General features: G+C 66.9%; 15 protein-coding genes. 9 read left to right on the forward strand and 6 right to left on the reverse strand.

The genetic code is table 11. The annotated features are described in order from the left end of the window. Positions 1-15: 15 nt before the first annotated feature. From C1737_RS19850 to C1737_RS19860, 3 genes are all read left to right on the forward strand, one after another. On the forward strand, positions 16-900 hold the full coding sequence (locus tag C1737_RS19850) for a cyclopropane mycolic acid synthase family methyltransferase (RefSeq protein ID WP_102419260.1): 885 nt from the start codon (positions 16-18) through the stop codon (positions 898-900). Between the two features lie 130 nt (positions 901-1,030). Then, positions 1,031-1,534 carry a hypothetical protein gene (locus C1737_RS19855; RefSeq protein WP_102420038.1) on the forward strand — a complete coding sequence of 168 codons (504 nt, stop codon included), beginning with the start codon at positions 1,031-1,033 and terminating at the stop codon, positions 1,532-1,534. 143 nt (positions 1,535-1,677) lie between these two features. After that, positions 1,678-2,031 (forward strand): VOC family protein, encoded by a 354-nt coding sequence (locus C1737_RS19860; protein WP_067926318.1) that lies wholly within the window; start codon positions 1,678-1,680, stop codon positions 2,029-2,031. Between the two features lie 9 nt (positions 2,032-2,040). On the opposite strand, the gene C1737_RS19865 is transcribed toward C1737_RS19860, so the two are convergent. From C1737_RS19865 to C1737_RS19875, 3 genes are all read right to left on the reverse strand, one after another. Next, positions 2,041-2,307 carry a YdeI/OmpD-associated family protein gene (locus C1737_RS19865; protein ID WP_067926321.1) on the reverse strand — a complete coding sequence of 89 codons (267 nt, stop codon included), beginning with the start codon at positions 2,305-2,307 and terminating at the stop codon, positions 2,041-2,043. 174 nt (positions 2,308-2,481) lie between these two features. Further along, positions 2,482-3,372, reverse strand: a complete 891-nt coding sequence (locus C1737_RS19870) for a hypothetical protein (protein ID WP_102419261.1) — start codon at positions 3,370-3,372, stop codon at positions 2,482-2,484. 73 nt (positions 3,373-3,445) lie between these two features. Continuing rightward, complete coding sequence (locus C1737_RS19875; RefSeq protein ID WP_199182880.1) at positions 3,446-4,477, reverse strand: amidohydrolase family protein; 1,032 nt, start codon at positions 4,475-4,477, stop codon at positions 3,446-3,448. A gap of 132 nt (positions 4,478-4,609) precedes the next feature. Here C1737_RS19875 and C1737_RS19880 point away from each other — a divergent pair, with 132 nt between their 5' ends. Together C1737_RS19880 and C1737_RS19885 are read left to right on the forward strand one after the other, a co-directional pair. After that, positions 4,610-5,329, forward strand: a complete 720-nt coding sequence (locus C1737_RS19880) for a CoA pyrophosphatase (RefSeq protein WP_067926328.1) — start codon at positions 4,610-4,612, stop codon at positions 5,327-5,329. 155 nt (positions 5,330-5,484) lie between these two features. Beyond that, positions 5,485-8,400, forward strand: a complete 2,916-nt coding sequence (locus C1737_RS19885; RefSeq protein ID WP_102419263.1) for an aminotransferase class I/II-fold pyridoxal phosphate-dependent enzyme — start codon at positions 5,485-5,487, stop codon at positions 8,398-8,400. On the opposite strand, the gene C1737_RS19890 is transcribed toward C1737_RS19885, so the two are convergent. Beyond that, positions 8,309-8,959 carry a PadR family transcriptional regulator gene (locus C1737_RS19890; protein ID WP_068098077.1) on the reverse strand — a complete coding sequence of 217 codons (651 nt, stop codon included), beginning with the start codon at positions 8,957-8,959 and terminating at the stop codon, positions 8,309-8,311. The genes C1737_RS19885 and C1737_RS19890 overlap by 92 nt on opposite strands. 116 nt (positions 8,960-9,075) lie before the next feature. Here C1737_RS19890 and C1737_RS19895 point away from each other — a divergent pair, with 116 nt between their 5' ends. Further along, positions 9,076-9,498 (forward strand): nuclear transport factor 2 family protein, encoded by a 423-nt coding sequence (locus tag C1737_RS19895; protein ID WP_068098076.1) that lies wholly within the window; start codon positions 9,076-9,078, stop codon positions 9,496-9,498. 6 nt (positions 9,499-9,504) lie between these two features. Continuing rightward, positions 9,505-10,542 carry an LLM class F420-dependent oxidoreductase gene (locus C1737_RS19900; RefSeq protein ID WP_067926339.1) on the forward strand — a complete coding sequence of 346 codons (1,038 nt, stop codon included), beginning with the start codon at positions 9,505-9,507 and terminating at the stop codon, positions 10,540-10,542. 11 nt (positions 10,543-10,553) lie between these two features. On the opposite strand, the gene C1737_RS19905 is transcribed toward C1737_RS19900, so the two are convergent. Continuing rightward, positions 10,554-11,738 carry an MFS transporter gene (locus C1737_RS19905; protein WP_369807567.1) on the reverse strand — a complete coding sequence of 395 codons (1,185 nt, stop codon included), beginning with the start codon at positions 11,736-11,738 and terminating at the stop codon, positions 10,554-10,556. 244 nt (positions 11,739-11,982) lie between these two features. Here C1737_RS19905 and C1737_RS19910 point away from each other — a divergent pair, with 244 nt between their 5' ends. Further along, positions 11,983-12,261, forward strand: a complete 279-nt coding sequence (locus C1737_RS19910; protein ID WP_067926345.1) for a hypothetical protein — start codon at positions 11,983-11,985, stop codon at positions 12,259-12,261. A gap of 54 nt (positions 12,262-12,315) precedes the next feature. Here the strand turns inward: C1737_RS19910 and ctaD are convergent, their stop codons facing one another. After that, a complete protein-coding gene (gene ctaD / locus C1737_RS19915; RefSeq protein ID WP_102419264.1) occupies positions 12,316-14,061 on the reverse strand; it encodes a cytochrome c oxidase subunit I in 1,746 nt (581 codons plus the stop codon). A 289-nt stretch (positions 14,062-14,350) separates the two neighbouring features. On the opposite strand from ctaD, the gene C1737_RS19920 reads away from it, so the two are divergent. After that, positions 14,351-15,601 (forward strand): cytochrome P450, encoded by a 1,251-nt coding sequence (locus tag C1737_RS19920; RefSeq protein WP_102419265.1) that lies wholly within the window; start codon positions 14,351-14,353, stop codon positions 15,599-15,601. Positions 15,602-15,603 lie beyond the last annotated feature (2 nt).

Here is a 15,603-nt window from a genome sequence, read left to right on the forward strand (position 1 = left end):
TGTCAGAGGTTGTTTGTGCCGGAAAACCGCAGTGAGCCCACAAGCCTGAAGCCGCATTTCGAGGACGTTCAGGCGCACTACGACCTGTCCGACGACTTCTTCGCGCTCTTCTTGGACCCCACGCGGACCTACAGCTGCGCCTACTTCGAACGCGACGACATGACCCTCGAAGAGGCGCAGTTGGCGAAGGTCGACCTGTCGCTGGGCAAGCTCGGGCTACAAGCGGGTCAGACGCTGCTCGACATCGGCTGCGGCTGGGGCACCACCATCGTCCGGGCGCTCGAGCGCTATGACGTCAACGTCGTCGGCCTGACCCTGAGCCGCAACCAGCAGGCACACGTGCAGCAGCGTTTGGACCAGCACCCCAGCCCGCGCAGCAAGCGGGTGCTGCTGCAGGGCTGGGAGCAGTTCGACGAAAAGGTGGACCGGATCGTGTCCATCGGCGCCTTCGAGCACTTCGGTCGGGACCGCTACCCCGACTTCTTCAAGATGGCCTACGAGGCGCTGCCCGCCGACGGGGTGATGATGCTGCACACGATCATCAAGCCCAGCGACGAGGAATTCGCCGAGCGCGGGCTGCCCATCACCATGACGAAACTGCGGTTCATGAAATTCATCATGGATGAGATCTTCCCGGGCGGTGACCTGCCGCAAGCTAAGAACGTCGTCGAGCACGCCGAGCGGGCCGGCTTCGGCCTGGGTCTGTACCAGCCGCTGCGCCTGCACTACGCACGCACCCTCGACACCTGGGCAGCCGCGCTCGAGTCCCGCCGCGACGAGGCCATCGCGATCCAGTCCCAAGAGGTCTACGACCGGTACATGAAGTACCTGACCGGTTGCGCCGACCTCTTCCGCGAGGGCTACACCGACGTCGCGCAGTTCACCCTCGTCAAGGGCTGACCATCCGGACGCGCCGGCGCGGGACCCGGATCGGTTTATCGGCGCCGGACCCGGGGTAAAACCACGAGCAACAACCTGACTCGGTACGCACCGACTTTCCTCGGCGCGAAACCGCAGGGAAGGATTGATCGTGAGTGCCAAGCATCGAATGACCGCGACGCCGCAGCAAAGACCGTCAGCTGATCTGGCCGCGCGCCGGCGGTCGGCCGTGGTAGGCCTCTGTGACGTCGTATCGGCCTCGATGGTGTGTGCGGCGGCGTGTGCGGTCCTGGTGCTCAACGCGCCCCACGACGAGAAGCGCACTGTGGAGGCGAGCCAGGAGCCGCCGGCCGCATCCCAGCCCGTGCGGCAGGAGGGCACGGTGATCGCCGTGTCGGAGGGCTCGGTCACCGCGCGCAGCGCGAACGGCTACACCCAGACCTATCGCGTCACCCCCAACACCACACTCATCGCTCACGGCCAACCCGGCAGCGCCGCACCGCATTTCACCGTCAACGACCACGTCGAAATCGTCGGAACCATTCAGGACGGCACCGCCCTGGCCACCGCGGTGGCCGACCGCGACGCCGGGCACGGGGACGGACCGCCGATGGATTACCTTGACGGGCAGGTCGTTCCGGCCGGCCACACCTGACACTCGCCCGCCGCGGGGGGCCGAATTCGTCAACGACGCTGCCGCGCAACGTGTCCAGCGCGCGGCGCATTCCACTGCCGCCCCCTTCTCCTGGCGGGTTGCGCGGCCTAGTCTGTATGCCATCCAGCGCCAGAGGAGGCCCCGTGAGCGACCACGAAGTGAAGATGATCGTCCTGTCGACCGATGACCTCGACGAGTCGATCCGGTTCTACAGCGAGACCCTGGGCATGCCGCTGAAGTTCCGCGACGGAGCGCACTTCGCCGCCCTCGACGGCGGCCCGGTCACGCTCGCGCTGGCGACGTCCGTGGACCATCCCATACCGGGTCAGGTCGTCGTCGGTATCAAGACCGCCGACGTCGACGCCGCGGCCAAGGCGGTGGAGGCCAGCGGCGGCGGCATCGTCAAAGCCCCCTACGACGACGCGCACGAACGCCGCGCCGTGGTCTACGACAACAAGGGCAACGGCCTGGTGTTCTACAAGTCGCTGGGCCGCTGACCAGCGAACTCATTTGCCGGTGCGCTCGCGGTGCTTGCACCCCGGCCAGCAGCACGGCCGGCGCTTGCCCTCTTCCAGCTCCTCCTGGGTCCGGCGAATGCGGCGCCGCCTGGTCGCCTCCTGCTTGGCGTCCTCTACCCAGCAGATGAACTCGTTGCGGGCCAACGGTGTGATGTCGTTCCACGCGGCGAGCGCCGCGGCGTTGGCGATCAGCGAGTCGCGCAGGTCCGCGGGAAGCTCGTGTACGACTCCGCCGGGTACCCGCTGACTGGTCATCGAGCCAGGCTAACCCGCCGTTCAGGTTCGACGGTGATGCCGGCGGTCACGCCGGCGAGGCTCGGTCGAGCCGTTGTCGACGGCGATGATGCGCGGCTCCTCCGGCAAGCCGGGCAGCCGGCGCAGCGTCCGACCGGGTTCAGCGTGGCAATCAGGCGGGCTCGCCGGCGGCGGCTAAGAAGTCAAATGCGCGCTGTCGTCGTGCAACTCGTCGCGGCGCAAGGTCATCGGAGTGAGGTCCGGGACATCGCCCCCGGTGACCACGGCACGGGTGATCGGGGTGAGCGTGCGGAACAGCGTTTCCACCTCGTCGTCGGTGAGCGCGTCAAGCGCCGACAGGGAAAGCGCATCGGTGGACCGTTCGATGTGCTCTTTCAGTTCGCGGCCGGCCGCGGTGAGCGAGCCGCCATCACCGAGCAGTCCTCGCTCGGCCAGGCGCCGCTCGTGGTGCGCCCACGCGGCCTCGTCGTAATCGCGGGTGCGCGCGATGTACTCGCGGGGCACCCCGCCCGCGGCGGCATGCAGGACGTTGGATTCCCGGCCCGAGATGCCGGCGGCGGCCAGCACCGCCACGTGCCCGTCGCCGCGGTGCTCGCGCAACAGCGTCGTCGCGTGCCATAGCGCGGCCAGCGGATCCTCCGGCCAGGGCAGCGCCAGGTTCGCGGCGAACAGCGGACGGCCGTCGAGCGGCGCCTGCCGTGCCGCCTTCCCCGCCAAATCCGCTGCCGTTCGGACGTTTTGGTCCGCGTCCAGTCCGTAGCGGCGCAGCGCGGCGACGGCGGACTCCTGCCGGGCGCGCAACGCCGCGTCGGGGCCGGCGACCTGCCAGGCCGCCGGCAGCGCCTTGGCGACCCGTTCGGGGGCGAAGTTGTAGAAGACGGCGGTGACCACCTCGCGCGGCACCATGCCCAGCGGTGCCGACCGGGCCGCGAAGTAGCCCATCCAGAAGCCGCGGTAGCCCAACCCGTCCAGCGCCGCACGCGCCTCCGGCGCGAAATATGTCACCGCATGCACCGGCTCGAACCTGTCGAAGAAGCGCCGCGCCAGCACCGGTTCTCTTTGCACCGTCGCAGTTAATCACACGGGCCGGATCGGGCGACCCCGCTGTGACGGACGGCCCGCCGAATCACCCGGTGGCTCAGAGCCTCAGCAGGCGCTCGGCGTTGCGGTGGGCAATCTTTTCCCGATCGACTTCGCTGATGGGCATCCGATCGAGAAACTGCCGGCAGGCGTTGATGTTTCCGTAAGGGTAGTCGGCCGTGAACACGACCCGGTCGATCCCGATGACGTTCACCATCGCGAGGTAGGCGTTGAACGACAGACTCCAACTGGGATCCATCGCACCGGGTTCCTGGGTGAAGAAGTCGCCGGCGAGTATGCCGCCGTAGAAGTTCTCCCGAAGGTATTCCTTCACGGTGCGCTTGAGGCCGGTCACCTCTGGCGTGAACGAGTAGTCGGTGCGCCATCCCATCCAGCTCAGCGCCTCGAAGTGGTGGCCGACGACGATCTGCAGCCGGGGGAACCGGTCGAACACCCCGCCCAGGATCAGCCGCAGGCAGTGCACACCCGTATCGAGATGCCAGCCCACCCCTGCGCCGGCCAACCGGGCCGACACTTTCGGGTCAAAGCCCGCGTAGTAAGCGTCGATGACCGGCTGCGGAGGCATCGTGGGATGCAAAAAGATTGGCACGCCCAGTGTTTCGGCGGATTCGAAAACCGGCCAGAAGAAGGTGTCGTCGAGATAGCGGCCGTTGATGTGACCGTTGATCAGGGCACCCACGAAGCCATGATCACGGACGGTGCGTTCGAGCTCGGCGGCGGCCGCCGCCGGGTCGCGCATCGGCAGGGCGGCGAAGCCGCGGAACCGGTCCGGGTGCCGGCCGATGGCGGCCACCACCGCGTCGTTGGCCCGGCGGGCCAGCTCGGCGGCCCTCGCGGGTTCCAGCGTCTCGGGGCCGGGGACGGAGTGCGAGAGGATCTGCATGTCGACGCCCGCGGCGTCCATCGCGGCGACCCGGCCCTCGCCCAGGTCGTTGATGCCCGGCGGCCATTCCCCTTCGGCCCCCGGTGAGCCGTAACCCGCCTCCTTCAGCAGTCCGGTCGCCGCGTTCTGGTGTTCTTCGCCTATCGCCGGGAGCTTGTAGTGCTCTTCGAAACCGATGACCTTCATTCGTCTCCTCTCATCCATGCACACCTACGACACCGGGCCGCGGAGCGTTCACCGGGGTACCCGGCCGGGACGGGGTTTGTCATTCCGGCGGCAGTCCGTGGGGTGCCGGAGACACCCGCATAGTCTCGAACCGTGACGATCCCGTACGACGAGGCGCTGCGCGAGCGGATCAGGGACCACCTGGCGGCCCACGGCCGTCGCGAGGTGACCGACCCGACGAGGCGGCACGCGGCGGTCGCCGTGGTGCTGGTCGACTCGACCCCCGGCGAGGACCGGGTGGATCCGGCGCCGGTGGACGAGTGGATCGGTGGCCGCCCGATGCCGGAACCCGGCCTTGACGGCAGGATGGTCGGCGTATCCGGCGGTGCGGCGTTTCTATTGTGCCGCAGGGCGTCTCGCCTGAATTCTCACGCCGCGCAATGGGCGCTGCCCGGTGGCCGGCTCGATCCGGGGGAGACCGCGGTGGACGCGGCGCTGCGGGAAATGCGCGAGGAGGTCGACATCGACCTGCCGGGCTCGACCGTGCTCGGCCTGATGGACGACTACCCGACCCGGTCCGGGTACGTCATCACGCCGGTCGTGATCTGGGGCGGCGGTCGCCTGGATCCCCGGCCGGCGCCCGACGAGGTGGTGGCGGTATACCGGGTGGGGTTACACCAGCTGCAGCGCGACGATTCCCCGCGATTCATCTCGATCCCGGAGAGCCCCCGCCCGGTGGTGCAGATCCCGTTGGGCAACGACCTGATTCACGCCCCCACGGGTGCCGTGCTGCTGCAGCTGCGGTGGTGGTGTCTGGAGGGTCGTCACGACCCGGTCGACGAGCTGGAGCAACCGGTCTTCGCGTGGAGGTAGCCCTCGGCGGGCTGCGGCACCACCCGGTGCTCTCGCGGCCGTCATGTGACGGACGCTGAGTGTTTGTCTTGCGGTCACCGGCGGGCGGATTGGGTCTGCAAGCCTGAACCGACGCTGCGGGACCAAGGAGCCGCCGCGGCGAGGAAAGGGCGGCCATGACAGAGCACTTACGCGCCTACAACAGCCTGTGGCAGGTTCGTAGCGACTCGTGGTGCCGGTTGGAGGAGGCCGCGGATCGGCTGATGCGACCGACCACCACCGGGACGCTGAAGGACAAGTGGGCGAACGCCTGCCAGGAGCTGCTGGCGCGCCTGAGCACCCTGGAGCCCTACTGGGCCTACCCCGGTGCGCCCCAATTCGCCCGTATCCAGCGGCTTTTCACGGCCGGCCACCACGACAAGTTCGCGCAGGCCGTCGCGCAGGTCAACCGGGCGCTGACCACCGAGTCCTACCGCACGGGAGACGTGGACAACGCCGGCGCCGACGAACTCGACATGTTCCCGACCGATCCGCGCCAGCTCATCGAGCACAAACCGGCATCACCGCGCGACCGCCCCTACTTCGAAGTGCTGGTCGTCGAAAAGATGACGGAAGACCAGGAACGCGCGCTGCGCAACGAGGTTCGCAAATGGCGGCGCCCAGACGACGAATTCGTCTACGAGCTCGTCGTGGTGTCCAGCGGGGACGAGGCGCTCATCGCCGCGCGGCTCAACGTCAACCTGCAGGCGGTGGTGATCCGGCGGCGCTTCTCACACCAGTCGACCCGCGACCTGTCGGCGCTGTCCGAATTCGTCGACACCGCGGTGTCCGACGAGCTGAACGATCACCAGACACCCGAAGAACGCGCGCAGATCCTGGCGATCTCATTGACCGGATTACGGCCCGAGCTGGACCTCTACCTGATGACCGAAATCGAGGTCGAGGACATCGCCGGGCGGCTGGGCCAATACTTCCGCCGGGTGTTCCACGCCCGCGAAGGCATGCTCGAGCTGCATCTCTCGATCCTGCAGGGCGTGGCGGCGCGCTACCGCACGCCGTTCTTCAGCGCGCTCAAGGAGTACAGCCACCGGCCCACGGGCGTCTTTCACGCTCTGCCGATCTCGCAGGGCAAGTCGATCGTCAACTCGCACTGGATCAGGGACATGGTGGGCTTCTACGGCCTGGACGTGTTCATGGCGGAGACGTCGGCGACCTGCGGAGGCCTCGACTCGCTGCTCGAGCCGACCGGGCCGCTACGTGAGGCGCAACAGCTGGCCGCGCAGGCCTACGGATCGCGGCACACGTACTTCGTCACCAACGGAACCTCCACGGCGAACAAAATCGTCACCCAGGCGTTGGTGGCGCCCGGCGACATCGTGCTGCTGGACCGGAATTGCCATCAGTCGCATCACTACGGAATGATGCTGGCCGGTGCGAATGTGGTGTACCTCGAGGCGTATCCGCTCAACGAGTACTCGATGTACGGCGCGGTGCCGCTCCGCGAAATCAAGTCGAAGCTGTTGGAGCTCAAGCGCGCCGGCAAACTCGACCGGGTCAAGATGATGTCGCTGACCAACTGCACCTTCGACGGCATCGTCTATGACGTCGAGCGCGTGATGGAAGAGTGCCTGGCCATCAAGGGAGACCTGGTGTTCCTGTGGGACGAGGCATGGTTCGCGTTCGCCCGCTTCCACCCGGTCTACCGGAAGCGGACCGCGATGGCCTCGGCACGGGCGTTGCGCGAGCGGCTGCAGGACCCCGGTTACCGGCAGCGCTACGAGGAGTATCTGGCCGCCGGCGGCGACGAAACCCCTGGCGACGACGGCGTTCTGGACCGCCGGCTGATGCCGGACCCGGCGCGGGCCCGGGTGCGGGTGTATGCCACCCAGTCGACACACAAGACGCTGACCGCGCTGCGGCAGGGATCGATGATTCATGTCTACGACCAGGACTTCGACCAGAAAGTCGCCGAGCCGTTCCACGAGGCCTACATGGCCCACACCTCGACCTCGCCCAACTACCAGATCCTGGCGTCGCTTGACCTGGGCCGCAGGCAGGTGGCGCTGGAAGGGGTCGAGCTGGTGCAGCGGCAGATCGAGAACGCGATGCAGTTGCGCGACGCGATCGACAACCATCCGCTGCTCAGCAAGTACATGCGCTGCCTGCGCACCTCGGATCTGATCCCGGAGCCGTTCCGGCCGTCGGCCATCGCGCAGCCGCTGCGATCGGGGCTGCGCAACATGATGGCGGCCTGGGAAAAGGACGAATTCGTGCTCGACCCGTCGCGGATCACGTTGTTCATCGGGCGCACCGGGTACGACGGCGACACCTTCAAACGCCAGCAGCTGATGGACCGCTACGGAATCCAGATCAACAAGACGTCGCGCAACAGCGTGCTGTTCATGACCAACATCGGCACCACGCGCAGCTCGGTCGCGTTCCTGGTCGAGGTTCTGGTGAACATCGCCACCGAACTCGACCAGAACATCTCCGAGATGAGCCTTGGCGAGCGCGAACACTTCGAGCGGGCGGTCTACCGACTCACCGAAATGTCTTTGCCGCTGCCTGATTTCAGCGGCTTCCATCCCGCATTCCTGGACCACGCCGGGAGCGGACCGACGCCCGAAGGAGACGTCCGGCGCGGGTTCTACCTCTCCTACGACGACACCAACTGCGAATACCTGACCGGCGATCAGATCGACGAGCGGCTGGACGCGGGATCCGACGTCGTGTCGGCGACGTACGTGACGCCTTACCCGCCGGGCTTTCCGGTGCTGGTGCCCGGCCAGCTGTTCAGCCGCGAAATCCTGCAGTTCATGCGCGATCTGGACACCCCCGAGATCCACGGCTACCTACCGAACTTCGGCTACCGGGTGTACACCGAGAAGGCCATCGACATGGCCGGCCAGGCCGTCGGCCTGCCCTCCAACGGTCACCGCCCCACCGACGGTGCGGCCGCGCCGCAGAAGACGCCGAAGAAGCCGGGCAAACGCGCACGGTTCACCGACGAGGGGAACGTGCCTGAGGTCGGCCAGGAGGAGTTGCTCGGTCAGCGGCAGCCCGGTGACGCGGTGAGCTCGGGGCCTTCTTGACCCCCGCGGAGAGCCGGTGTTCGATGACGGCCAACGCGCGCTCGGCCCATCGAATGTTCTCTTCCTCGAACGCGATTCCGCGCAGCAGCGTCAGGTAGGGGCCGACCCGTTCGGCGTGCGCCAGGTGTTGCTCTTCGTCGCGACCGTCGAGGATGCGCGCCCGCAACCGTTCGTAGCGTTGCAGTTTGGCCGTCGCCCACTGCAGGCGTTCGCTGATGAATTCACGCACGGCGGGGGTGTCGCCGATGTCCGCGGCCTGCACCTTGACCAGTAGATCGTCGCGCATCGCCAACGGCTTGGGTGGTTTCCCGGTGAACTCCCGGATCGCGTCACGGCCGGCGTCGGTCAGTGAGAACAGCCGCTTGTTGGGCCGGCGTTCCTGCTGCACGAGGCGCGCCTGGATGAGACCCTGCTCGGCAAGCCGGTCCAGTTCGCGGTACAACTGCTGCGGGGTGGCCATCCAGAAGTTCGCGACCGACGCGCCGAAGTCCTTGGCCAGGTCGTACCCGGATGACTCGCCCTCGAGGAGGGCGGCCAATACCGCATCACGCAGCGACACCGAAAAAGGCTACAACGATATGAGTAGTCAACAAAGTGATTAATCGCACTATGGACACGTCGCGGTGGACGGCATAGCGTCAACGACACTTGGCGAAACGAAATGCGAGGTGTCGGATGCATCCCTTCCGCAAGGCGGTCGAAGAACGCGACGAGAAGGGCATCCAGGCGCTGCTGGCCGACGATGTGGTGTTCACCAGCCCGGTGGCGTTCAAGCCCTACGTCGGCAAGCCCATGACGGCGGCCATCCTGCGCGGCGTGCTACGCATCTTCGAGGACTTCCGGTACGTCCGCGAGATTCACGACGGCAGCGGCCGGGACCACGCGTTCGTGTTCGAGACCGGCATCGCCGGGGCGCCCGGAGTCACGATCACCGGTTGCGACTTCCTGCATTTCAACGACGACGGCCTCATCGACGACTTCATGGTGATGGTCCGGCCGCTATCGGGCGCGAAGGCGCTGTCCGAGGCGATGGGTGCGCAGTTCGAACGGATCCAGCGGGAGGCGCTCGAACTGGCCGACGAGTTCACCACCGCGTAGGCCCACATGCGAATCGGACTGGGCATCAACTATGCGGGCGGCTTCAAGGACGTGGCCGCCGAAGTGGCCGACCTCGAACGTGCCGGCCTCGACATCGTCTTCGTCCCCGAGGCGTATTCGTTCGACGCGGTGAGCGCGCTCGGCTACCTGGCCGCCAGCACCGACCGGGTCGGACTGGCCTCCGGGATCATGCAGCTCTACACCAGGACGCCCACGCTGACCGCGATGACGGCCGCCGGTCTGGACTACGTCTCCGACGGTCGGTTCACCCTGGGGCTGGGCGCATCCGGTCCGCAGGTCATCGAGGGCTTCCACGGTGTCCCCTACGACGCACCGATCGCCCGCACCCGCGAAGTGATCGACATCTGCCGCCAGGTGTGGCGCCGCGAGACCGTCCAGCACCAGGGCAAGTACTACACGATCCCGCTACCCGCCGGGCAGGGCACCGGGCTTGGCAAGCCCCTCAAGCTGATCAACAAGCCTGTCCGAGAACGCATCCCGATACTGATCGCGGCGCTCGGGCCGAAGAACGTCGAACTCGCGGCCGAGATCGCCGAGGGGTGGCAGCCGATCTTCTACCTGCCCGAGAAGGCCCAGGACGTCTGGGGGGAGGCGCTGGCCACCGGCCGGGCCAAGCGGGACCCCAGCCTGGGAGAGCTCGACGTTTTCGCGGGCCCGGCGCTGGCCATCGGCGAAAACGTGGACTCGCTAAGGGAATTCGTCAAACCCCACCTCGCCCTCTACATCGGCGGCATGGGCGCCAAGGGCAAGAACTTCTACCACGCCCTGGCCACCAAGTATGGCTACGGGCCGCAGGCCGACCGCATCCAGGAGCTCTACCTGGCCGGCGACAAGGACGGCGCCGCCAAGGCGGTGCCCGACGATCTCGTCCGCGACGTGAACCTGATCGGCAGCCGCGAATTCGTGAGGGATCGCGTGGCCGCGTTCGCCGAATCCGGGGTGACCACCCTCAACGTCGCACCCATCGCGTCCACACCGGCCGAGCGGATCAAGCTGATCGAGACGCTGCGCGAACTCGTCTGAGCGCCGACGCGCTAGCCCTGGCGATGAGCGTCGCCTCGGAGTCGAACCGCCCGGCTCACCGCCGTCAGCAACGCCAGTGCCGCCATCACCGCGAGGATGGTCGCCGACACCGTCGAGGCGACCGTCGTCAAGATCAGCGGCAGCCCGAAACCGATGTACGTCACCACGTAGAACGCACCAACGAGCCCGCCGCGCAGGCGTTTCGGCGCGGCGGCCTCCAGATCGATCAGCCCTTCGCGCAGACACAGGCCGGACGCGCACCCCAACACTAGGAACAGCGGCACACCCAGAGCCAGCGGCATGGCCGCCGGGGCGAGCGCGGTGACCGCGTAGCCAAGCGCGGCGAGCACCGCGCCCGCGGTGCCGGCCTGCGGCCCCCACCGGCGCGCCCGGGCGAGCACCTGGATCAGCCCGCTGACGCCATTGACGAGCAGCGTGGCCATGCCGGCGGCCATCGGAGCCGCCAGCCCGGTGTGCACGCGACCGGGAATCGCGATGAATCCCAGTGTCGCCGAGGCGAATACCCATGGCGCCAGGGGCATGGCCCAACTTAACGCCCGCGCCGCGCCCTGCTCGGCGGGCGTCGACGGCTCCCATACCTCGGCGCTCGACCTGGCGGCGCCCTCCGGGCGCCGTCCAGTGACGACCACAACGAGCATCGCCGCCACACCGATGGCGGCCGCGACGCCGAACGACAACTGGATGCCGGCGGGCCCGATTCCCGCGATCACCGCTCCCGCGAACGGGCCGATCGCGAAACCGGCCATCAACACCGCCCCGGCGGCGGCCGCCCCGGCGGGACCTTTGATATCCGACGCCCAGGCCGTGCAGGAACTCATGGCCAGCCCGACCCCGAGCCCGACGATCAGGCGCCCGATCAGCAGCGTGTCGTACTGCTGTGAGCACAGCATCGCAATCGTCCCCGCCACCGCGGTCGCCGAGCCCGCCAGCGCCACCGATCGCCGCCCGAACGCGTCCGACGCGCGCCCGCCGACGAGCAGACCGGGCAGCAATCCCAGCGCATAGACACCGAAGATCGCGTCGAGCGTGGCCGCGCTCAGATGCCGGCGAACGCTCAGCAACGGCATCAATGCGACGAAGTGGTTGGCGACCCAGCCGACGGACAACAACAGCACCAGCACTCCGGCGAACACGCCCCGCGCCGCGAGCGGGCCGCCGGCCCTCGTCGTGACCAATGTCGACTGCGCTGGACCGTCGGACGGGGACACTGTCGTTTCCTTTCCTCGAATCTGGGCGCGCGCGGCGGGTGGACCCCGGTCGACCGCCTCAACGACGATGCGGGCGAGGCAGTTATTCCCACTCACGCGCGAAATGCACTCGGCGCAAACCGGGAAAGCCGCAGGGCAAATCGGATGTAGGGGTTTCAAATCGCTTGATTTGGTGTACAGATACCACTACTCGGCTCGAGGAAGGCAAACGATGAAGCAAATCGCGGCCGCCATGTTCGCGATGGCCGTACTGCTGTCCAGCGCGTGTTCGGCGTCGCAGGTCATCAACACCGGCGGCGACACCAAGTGCAAGGACTTCACCACGCAGGACGAGAAGAAGCAGAACGACGAGGTCAGCAAGATGCTGAAGGACAAGAACGGCACCGACCCGTCCAATGCCGAGATCTCGGCCACTCGACTCTCGGCGTTGACGTACTGCCAGACGCTGGGCAAGCCCGACACCAAGATCTCCGACGCGCCGCACGGCTGACCGCGGTCCGCGACACCATTGGCGGGGACCGCGGTCAGCCCGGCGACTAGCCCGTCAGCGGAGCTCGCCCGCTGTGGCGGTGTCCGTGTCGACCGCCACGCTCGCGACATGCTCGCGGCCGACGTGCGCCTCGGCGCGCATCCGCTCCACCATGTGCGGGTAGTGCAGCTCGAAAGCCGGGCGCTCCGAACGGATCCGGGGCAGCTCGGTGAAGTTGTGCCGCGGCGGTGGGCAACTCGTCGCCCACTCCAGCGAGTTGCCGTGTCCCCACGGGTCGTCCACCAAGACCGGCTCGCCGTAGCGCCAGCTCTTGAACACGTTCCACACGAACGGCAACACCGAGGCGGCAAGGATGAACGCGCCCACCGTGGAGACGAAGTTGAGCGTCGCGAACCCGTCGGTGGGCAGGTAGTCGGCGTAGCGGCGCGGCATCCCGGAGTTGCCCAGCCAGTGCTGCACCAGGAACGTGGTGTGAAAGCCGATGAGGGTCAGCCAGAAGTGCAGCTTGCCCAGCCGCTCGTCGAGCAACCGGCCGGTCATCTTCGGGAACCAGAAGTAGATGCCGGCGTAGGTGGCGAACACGATGGTGCCGAACAGCGTGTAGTGGAAGTGCGCCACCACGAAGTAGGTGTCGCTGATGTGAAAGTCCAGCGGCGGGCTGGCCAGCATCACCCCGGTCAGGCCGCCCAGCAGGAAGGTGACCAGGAAGCCCAGCGAGAACAGCATCGGGGTCTCGAAGGTGAGTTGCCCCTTCCACATGGTGCCGATCCAATTGAAGAACTTGATCCCCGTCGGTACCGCGATCAGGAATGTCATGAACGAGAAGAACGGCAGCAGTACCGCTCCGGTGGCATACATGTGATGGGCCCACACCGCGACCGACAGCGCGGCGATTGCCAGCGTCGCGTACACCAAAGTGGTGTAGCCGAACAGCGGCTTGCGGGAGAACACCGGGATGATCTCGGAGATGATCCCGAAGAAGGGCAGCGCGATGACGTACACCTCGGGATGGCCGAAGAACCAGAACAAATGCTGGAACAGGATCACCCCGCCGTTGGCCGGGTCGTAGATGTGAGCGCCGATGCGGCGGTCGGCCTCCAGCCCGAACAACGCGGCCGTCAGCAGTGGGAAGACCACCAGGACAAGCACACTGGTGACCAGGATGTTCCAGGTGAAGATGGGCATCCGGAACATCGTCATGCCGGGCGCGCGCATGCACACGACGGTGGTGATCATGTTGACCGCCCCCAGAATGGTGCCCAGACCGCCGACGCCCACCCCCAGGATCCACAGGTCCCCGCCCACGCCGGGGCTGTGCACCGCATCGGACAGCGGCGTGTAGGCGGTCCACCCGAAATCGGCCGCACCCCCGGGAACGATGAAGCCGCCCAGCGCGATCAGCGCCCCGCAGACGAACAGCCAGAACGACAACGCGTTCAGCCGTGGAAACGCCACGTCGGGCGCACCGATCTGTAGGGGCAGCACCAGATTGGCGAATCCGAAGACGATCGGAGTCGCATAGAAGAGCAACATCGCCGTGCCGTGCATGGTGAACAGCTGGTTGTACTGCTCGTTGGACAAGAATTGCAGCCCGGGCCGTGCCAGTTCGAGGCGCAGCAGTAACGCCATCAGGCCGCCGATGAAGAAGAAGATGAAGCACGCGACCATGTACATGATGCCGATCATCTTGTGATCGGTCGTGCTGATGACCTTGTAGATCAGGTTGCCCTTGGGCCCCATCCGGGCGGGAAAAGGCCGACGGGCCTCGAGGGCAGGGGTGGGCGGCGCCTCAGCAGTCATGCATTACCTCCACACGTCCAGAAGCCGGACGGTAATCATCAAGCCGCCCAAGTATTCCGAGACCCCACTGCGCGGACCTAGGGCCAAACGTCCCTAAATTCGGGCGAATCCTGGGTGATGCGGCGCAGGAAGGAAAGCCTTTCCAACGCTGGCGGCCGGCCGCGGGCCGACCGTGAAATGTGGTGTTGACCGGTGCCCCCCGAGCGACGAACATCAACGCAACGCGGCGATCGCCGCCGGCCCGGAGGGGCGAAGCCCCGACTCGGCAACAGCACCTGAGGAGAACCGTATGAGCACCCGGATCATGGACGAGGCCGCGCGGGTTCTGGCCGACCCGTCGGCCTACGCCGACGAGAAGCGGTTGCACCAGGCGCTGACCTACCTGCGGGCCCACGCCCCGGTCTCCTGGGTCGATGTCGAAGGCTACAAACCGTTTTGGGCGATCACCAAGCATGCCGACGTGATGGACATCGAACGGCAGAATGACCTGTTCACCAACGATCCGCGCCCACTGTTGATGGTTTCCGAGGGCGAAGACGTGCTGCGCGCCCAGATGGAGGCGGGCATCGGCCTGCGCACGCTGATCCACATGGACGACCCCCACCACCGCGACATGCGGAAGATCGGCGCCGACTGGTTCAGGCCGAAGGTGATGCGGGACTTGAAGTGTCGCGTCGACGAGCTGGCCAGGATCTACGTCGACAAAATGGTCGAGAAGGGGCCCGAGTGCGACTTCGTCCAGGAGGTCGCCGTCAATTACCCGCTGTATGTGATCCTGTCGCTGCTGGGGCTGCCGGAATCCGACTTCCCGCGGATGCTCAAGCTCACCCAGGAGATGTTCGGCGGTGACGACACCGAGTTCCAGCGGGGTGGCACGACCGAGGACATGCTCGCCGTGCTGCTGGACTTCTTCAACTACTTCGCCGCGCTCACCGCGTCACGCCGCGAGCGCCCGACCGAGGACCTGGCCTCGGCGATCGCCAACGCCACGATCAACGGCGCACCGTTGTCGGACATGGACACGGCGTCGTACTACGTGATCGTGGCCAGCGCCGGCCACGACACCACCAGCGCGGGCATCGCCGGCGGCATGCTGGCGCTGCTGGAGAACCCCGGTGAGCTGGCGCGGCTGCAAAAGGACATGGGACTGATGGGCACCGCGGTCGAGGAGATGATCCGCTGGGTGGTGCCGGTCAAGGAGTTCATGCGCACCGCGCAGGCCGACACCGCGGTGCGCGGGGTGCCGATCGCGAAGGGTGAATCGGTACTGCTGTCCTATGTTTCGGCCAACCGCGACGAGGACGTGTTCACGGACCCGTTCCGATTCGACGTCGCGCGCGACCCCAACAAACACCTGTCGTTCGGCTATGGCGTGCACTTCTGCCTGGGCGCCGCGTTGGCCCGGATGGAGATCAACAGCTTCTTCTCCGAGCTGGTCCCGCGGATCAGGTCGATTGAGCTGGCCGGCGCGCCGGAGCTGATGGCCACGACATTCGTCGGCGGCCTCAAGCACCTGCCGATCCGCTACTCGCTGAAGTGAAT

The sequence above is a fragment of the Mycobacterium sp. 4858 genome, from assembly GCF_900240975.1.
GTDB lineage: Bacteria > Actinomycetota > Actinomycetes > Mycobacteriales > Mycobacteriaceae > Mycobacterium.

Coding starts and splice junctions, on each gene's coding strand:
- C1737_RS19900 (WP_067926339.1), top strand. CDS start 9,505: ATGCGAATCGGACTGGGCATCAACTATGCGGGCGGCTTCAAGGACGTG.
- C1737_RS19895 (WP_068098076.1), top strand. CDS start 9,076: ATGCATCCCTTCCGCAAGGCGGTCGAAGAACGCGACGAGAAGGGCATC.
- C1737_RS19910 (WP_067926345.1), top strand. CDS start 11,983: ATGAAGCAAATCGCGGCCGCCATGTTCGCGATGGCCGTACTGCTGTCC.
- C1737_RS19885 (WP_102419263.1), top strand. CDS start 5,485: ATGACAGAGCACTTACGCGCCTACAACAGCCTGTGGCAGGTTCGTAGC.
- C1737_RS19920 (WP_102419265.1), top strand. CDS start 14,351: ATGAGCACCCGGATCATGGACGAGGCCGCGCGGGTTCTGGCCGACCCG.
- C1737_RS19865 (WP_067926321.1), bottom strand. CDS start 2,307: ATGACCAGTCAGCGGGTACCCGGCGGAGTCGTACACGAGCTTCCCGCG.
- ctaD (WP_102419264.1), bottom strand. CDS start 14,061: ATGACTGCTGAGGCGCCGCCCACCCCTGCCCTCGAGGCCCGTCGGCCT.
- C1737_RS19875 (WP_199182880.1), bottom strand. CDS start 4,477: ATGAAGGTCATCGGTTTCGAAGAGCACTACAAGCTCCCGGCGATAGGC.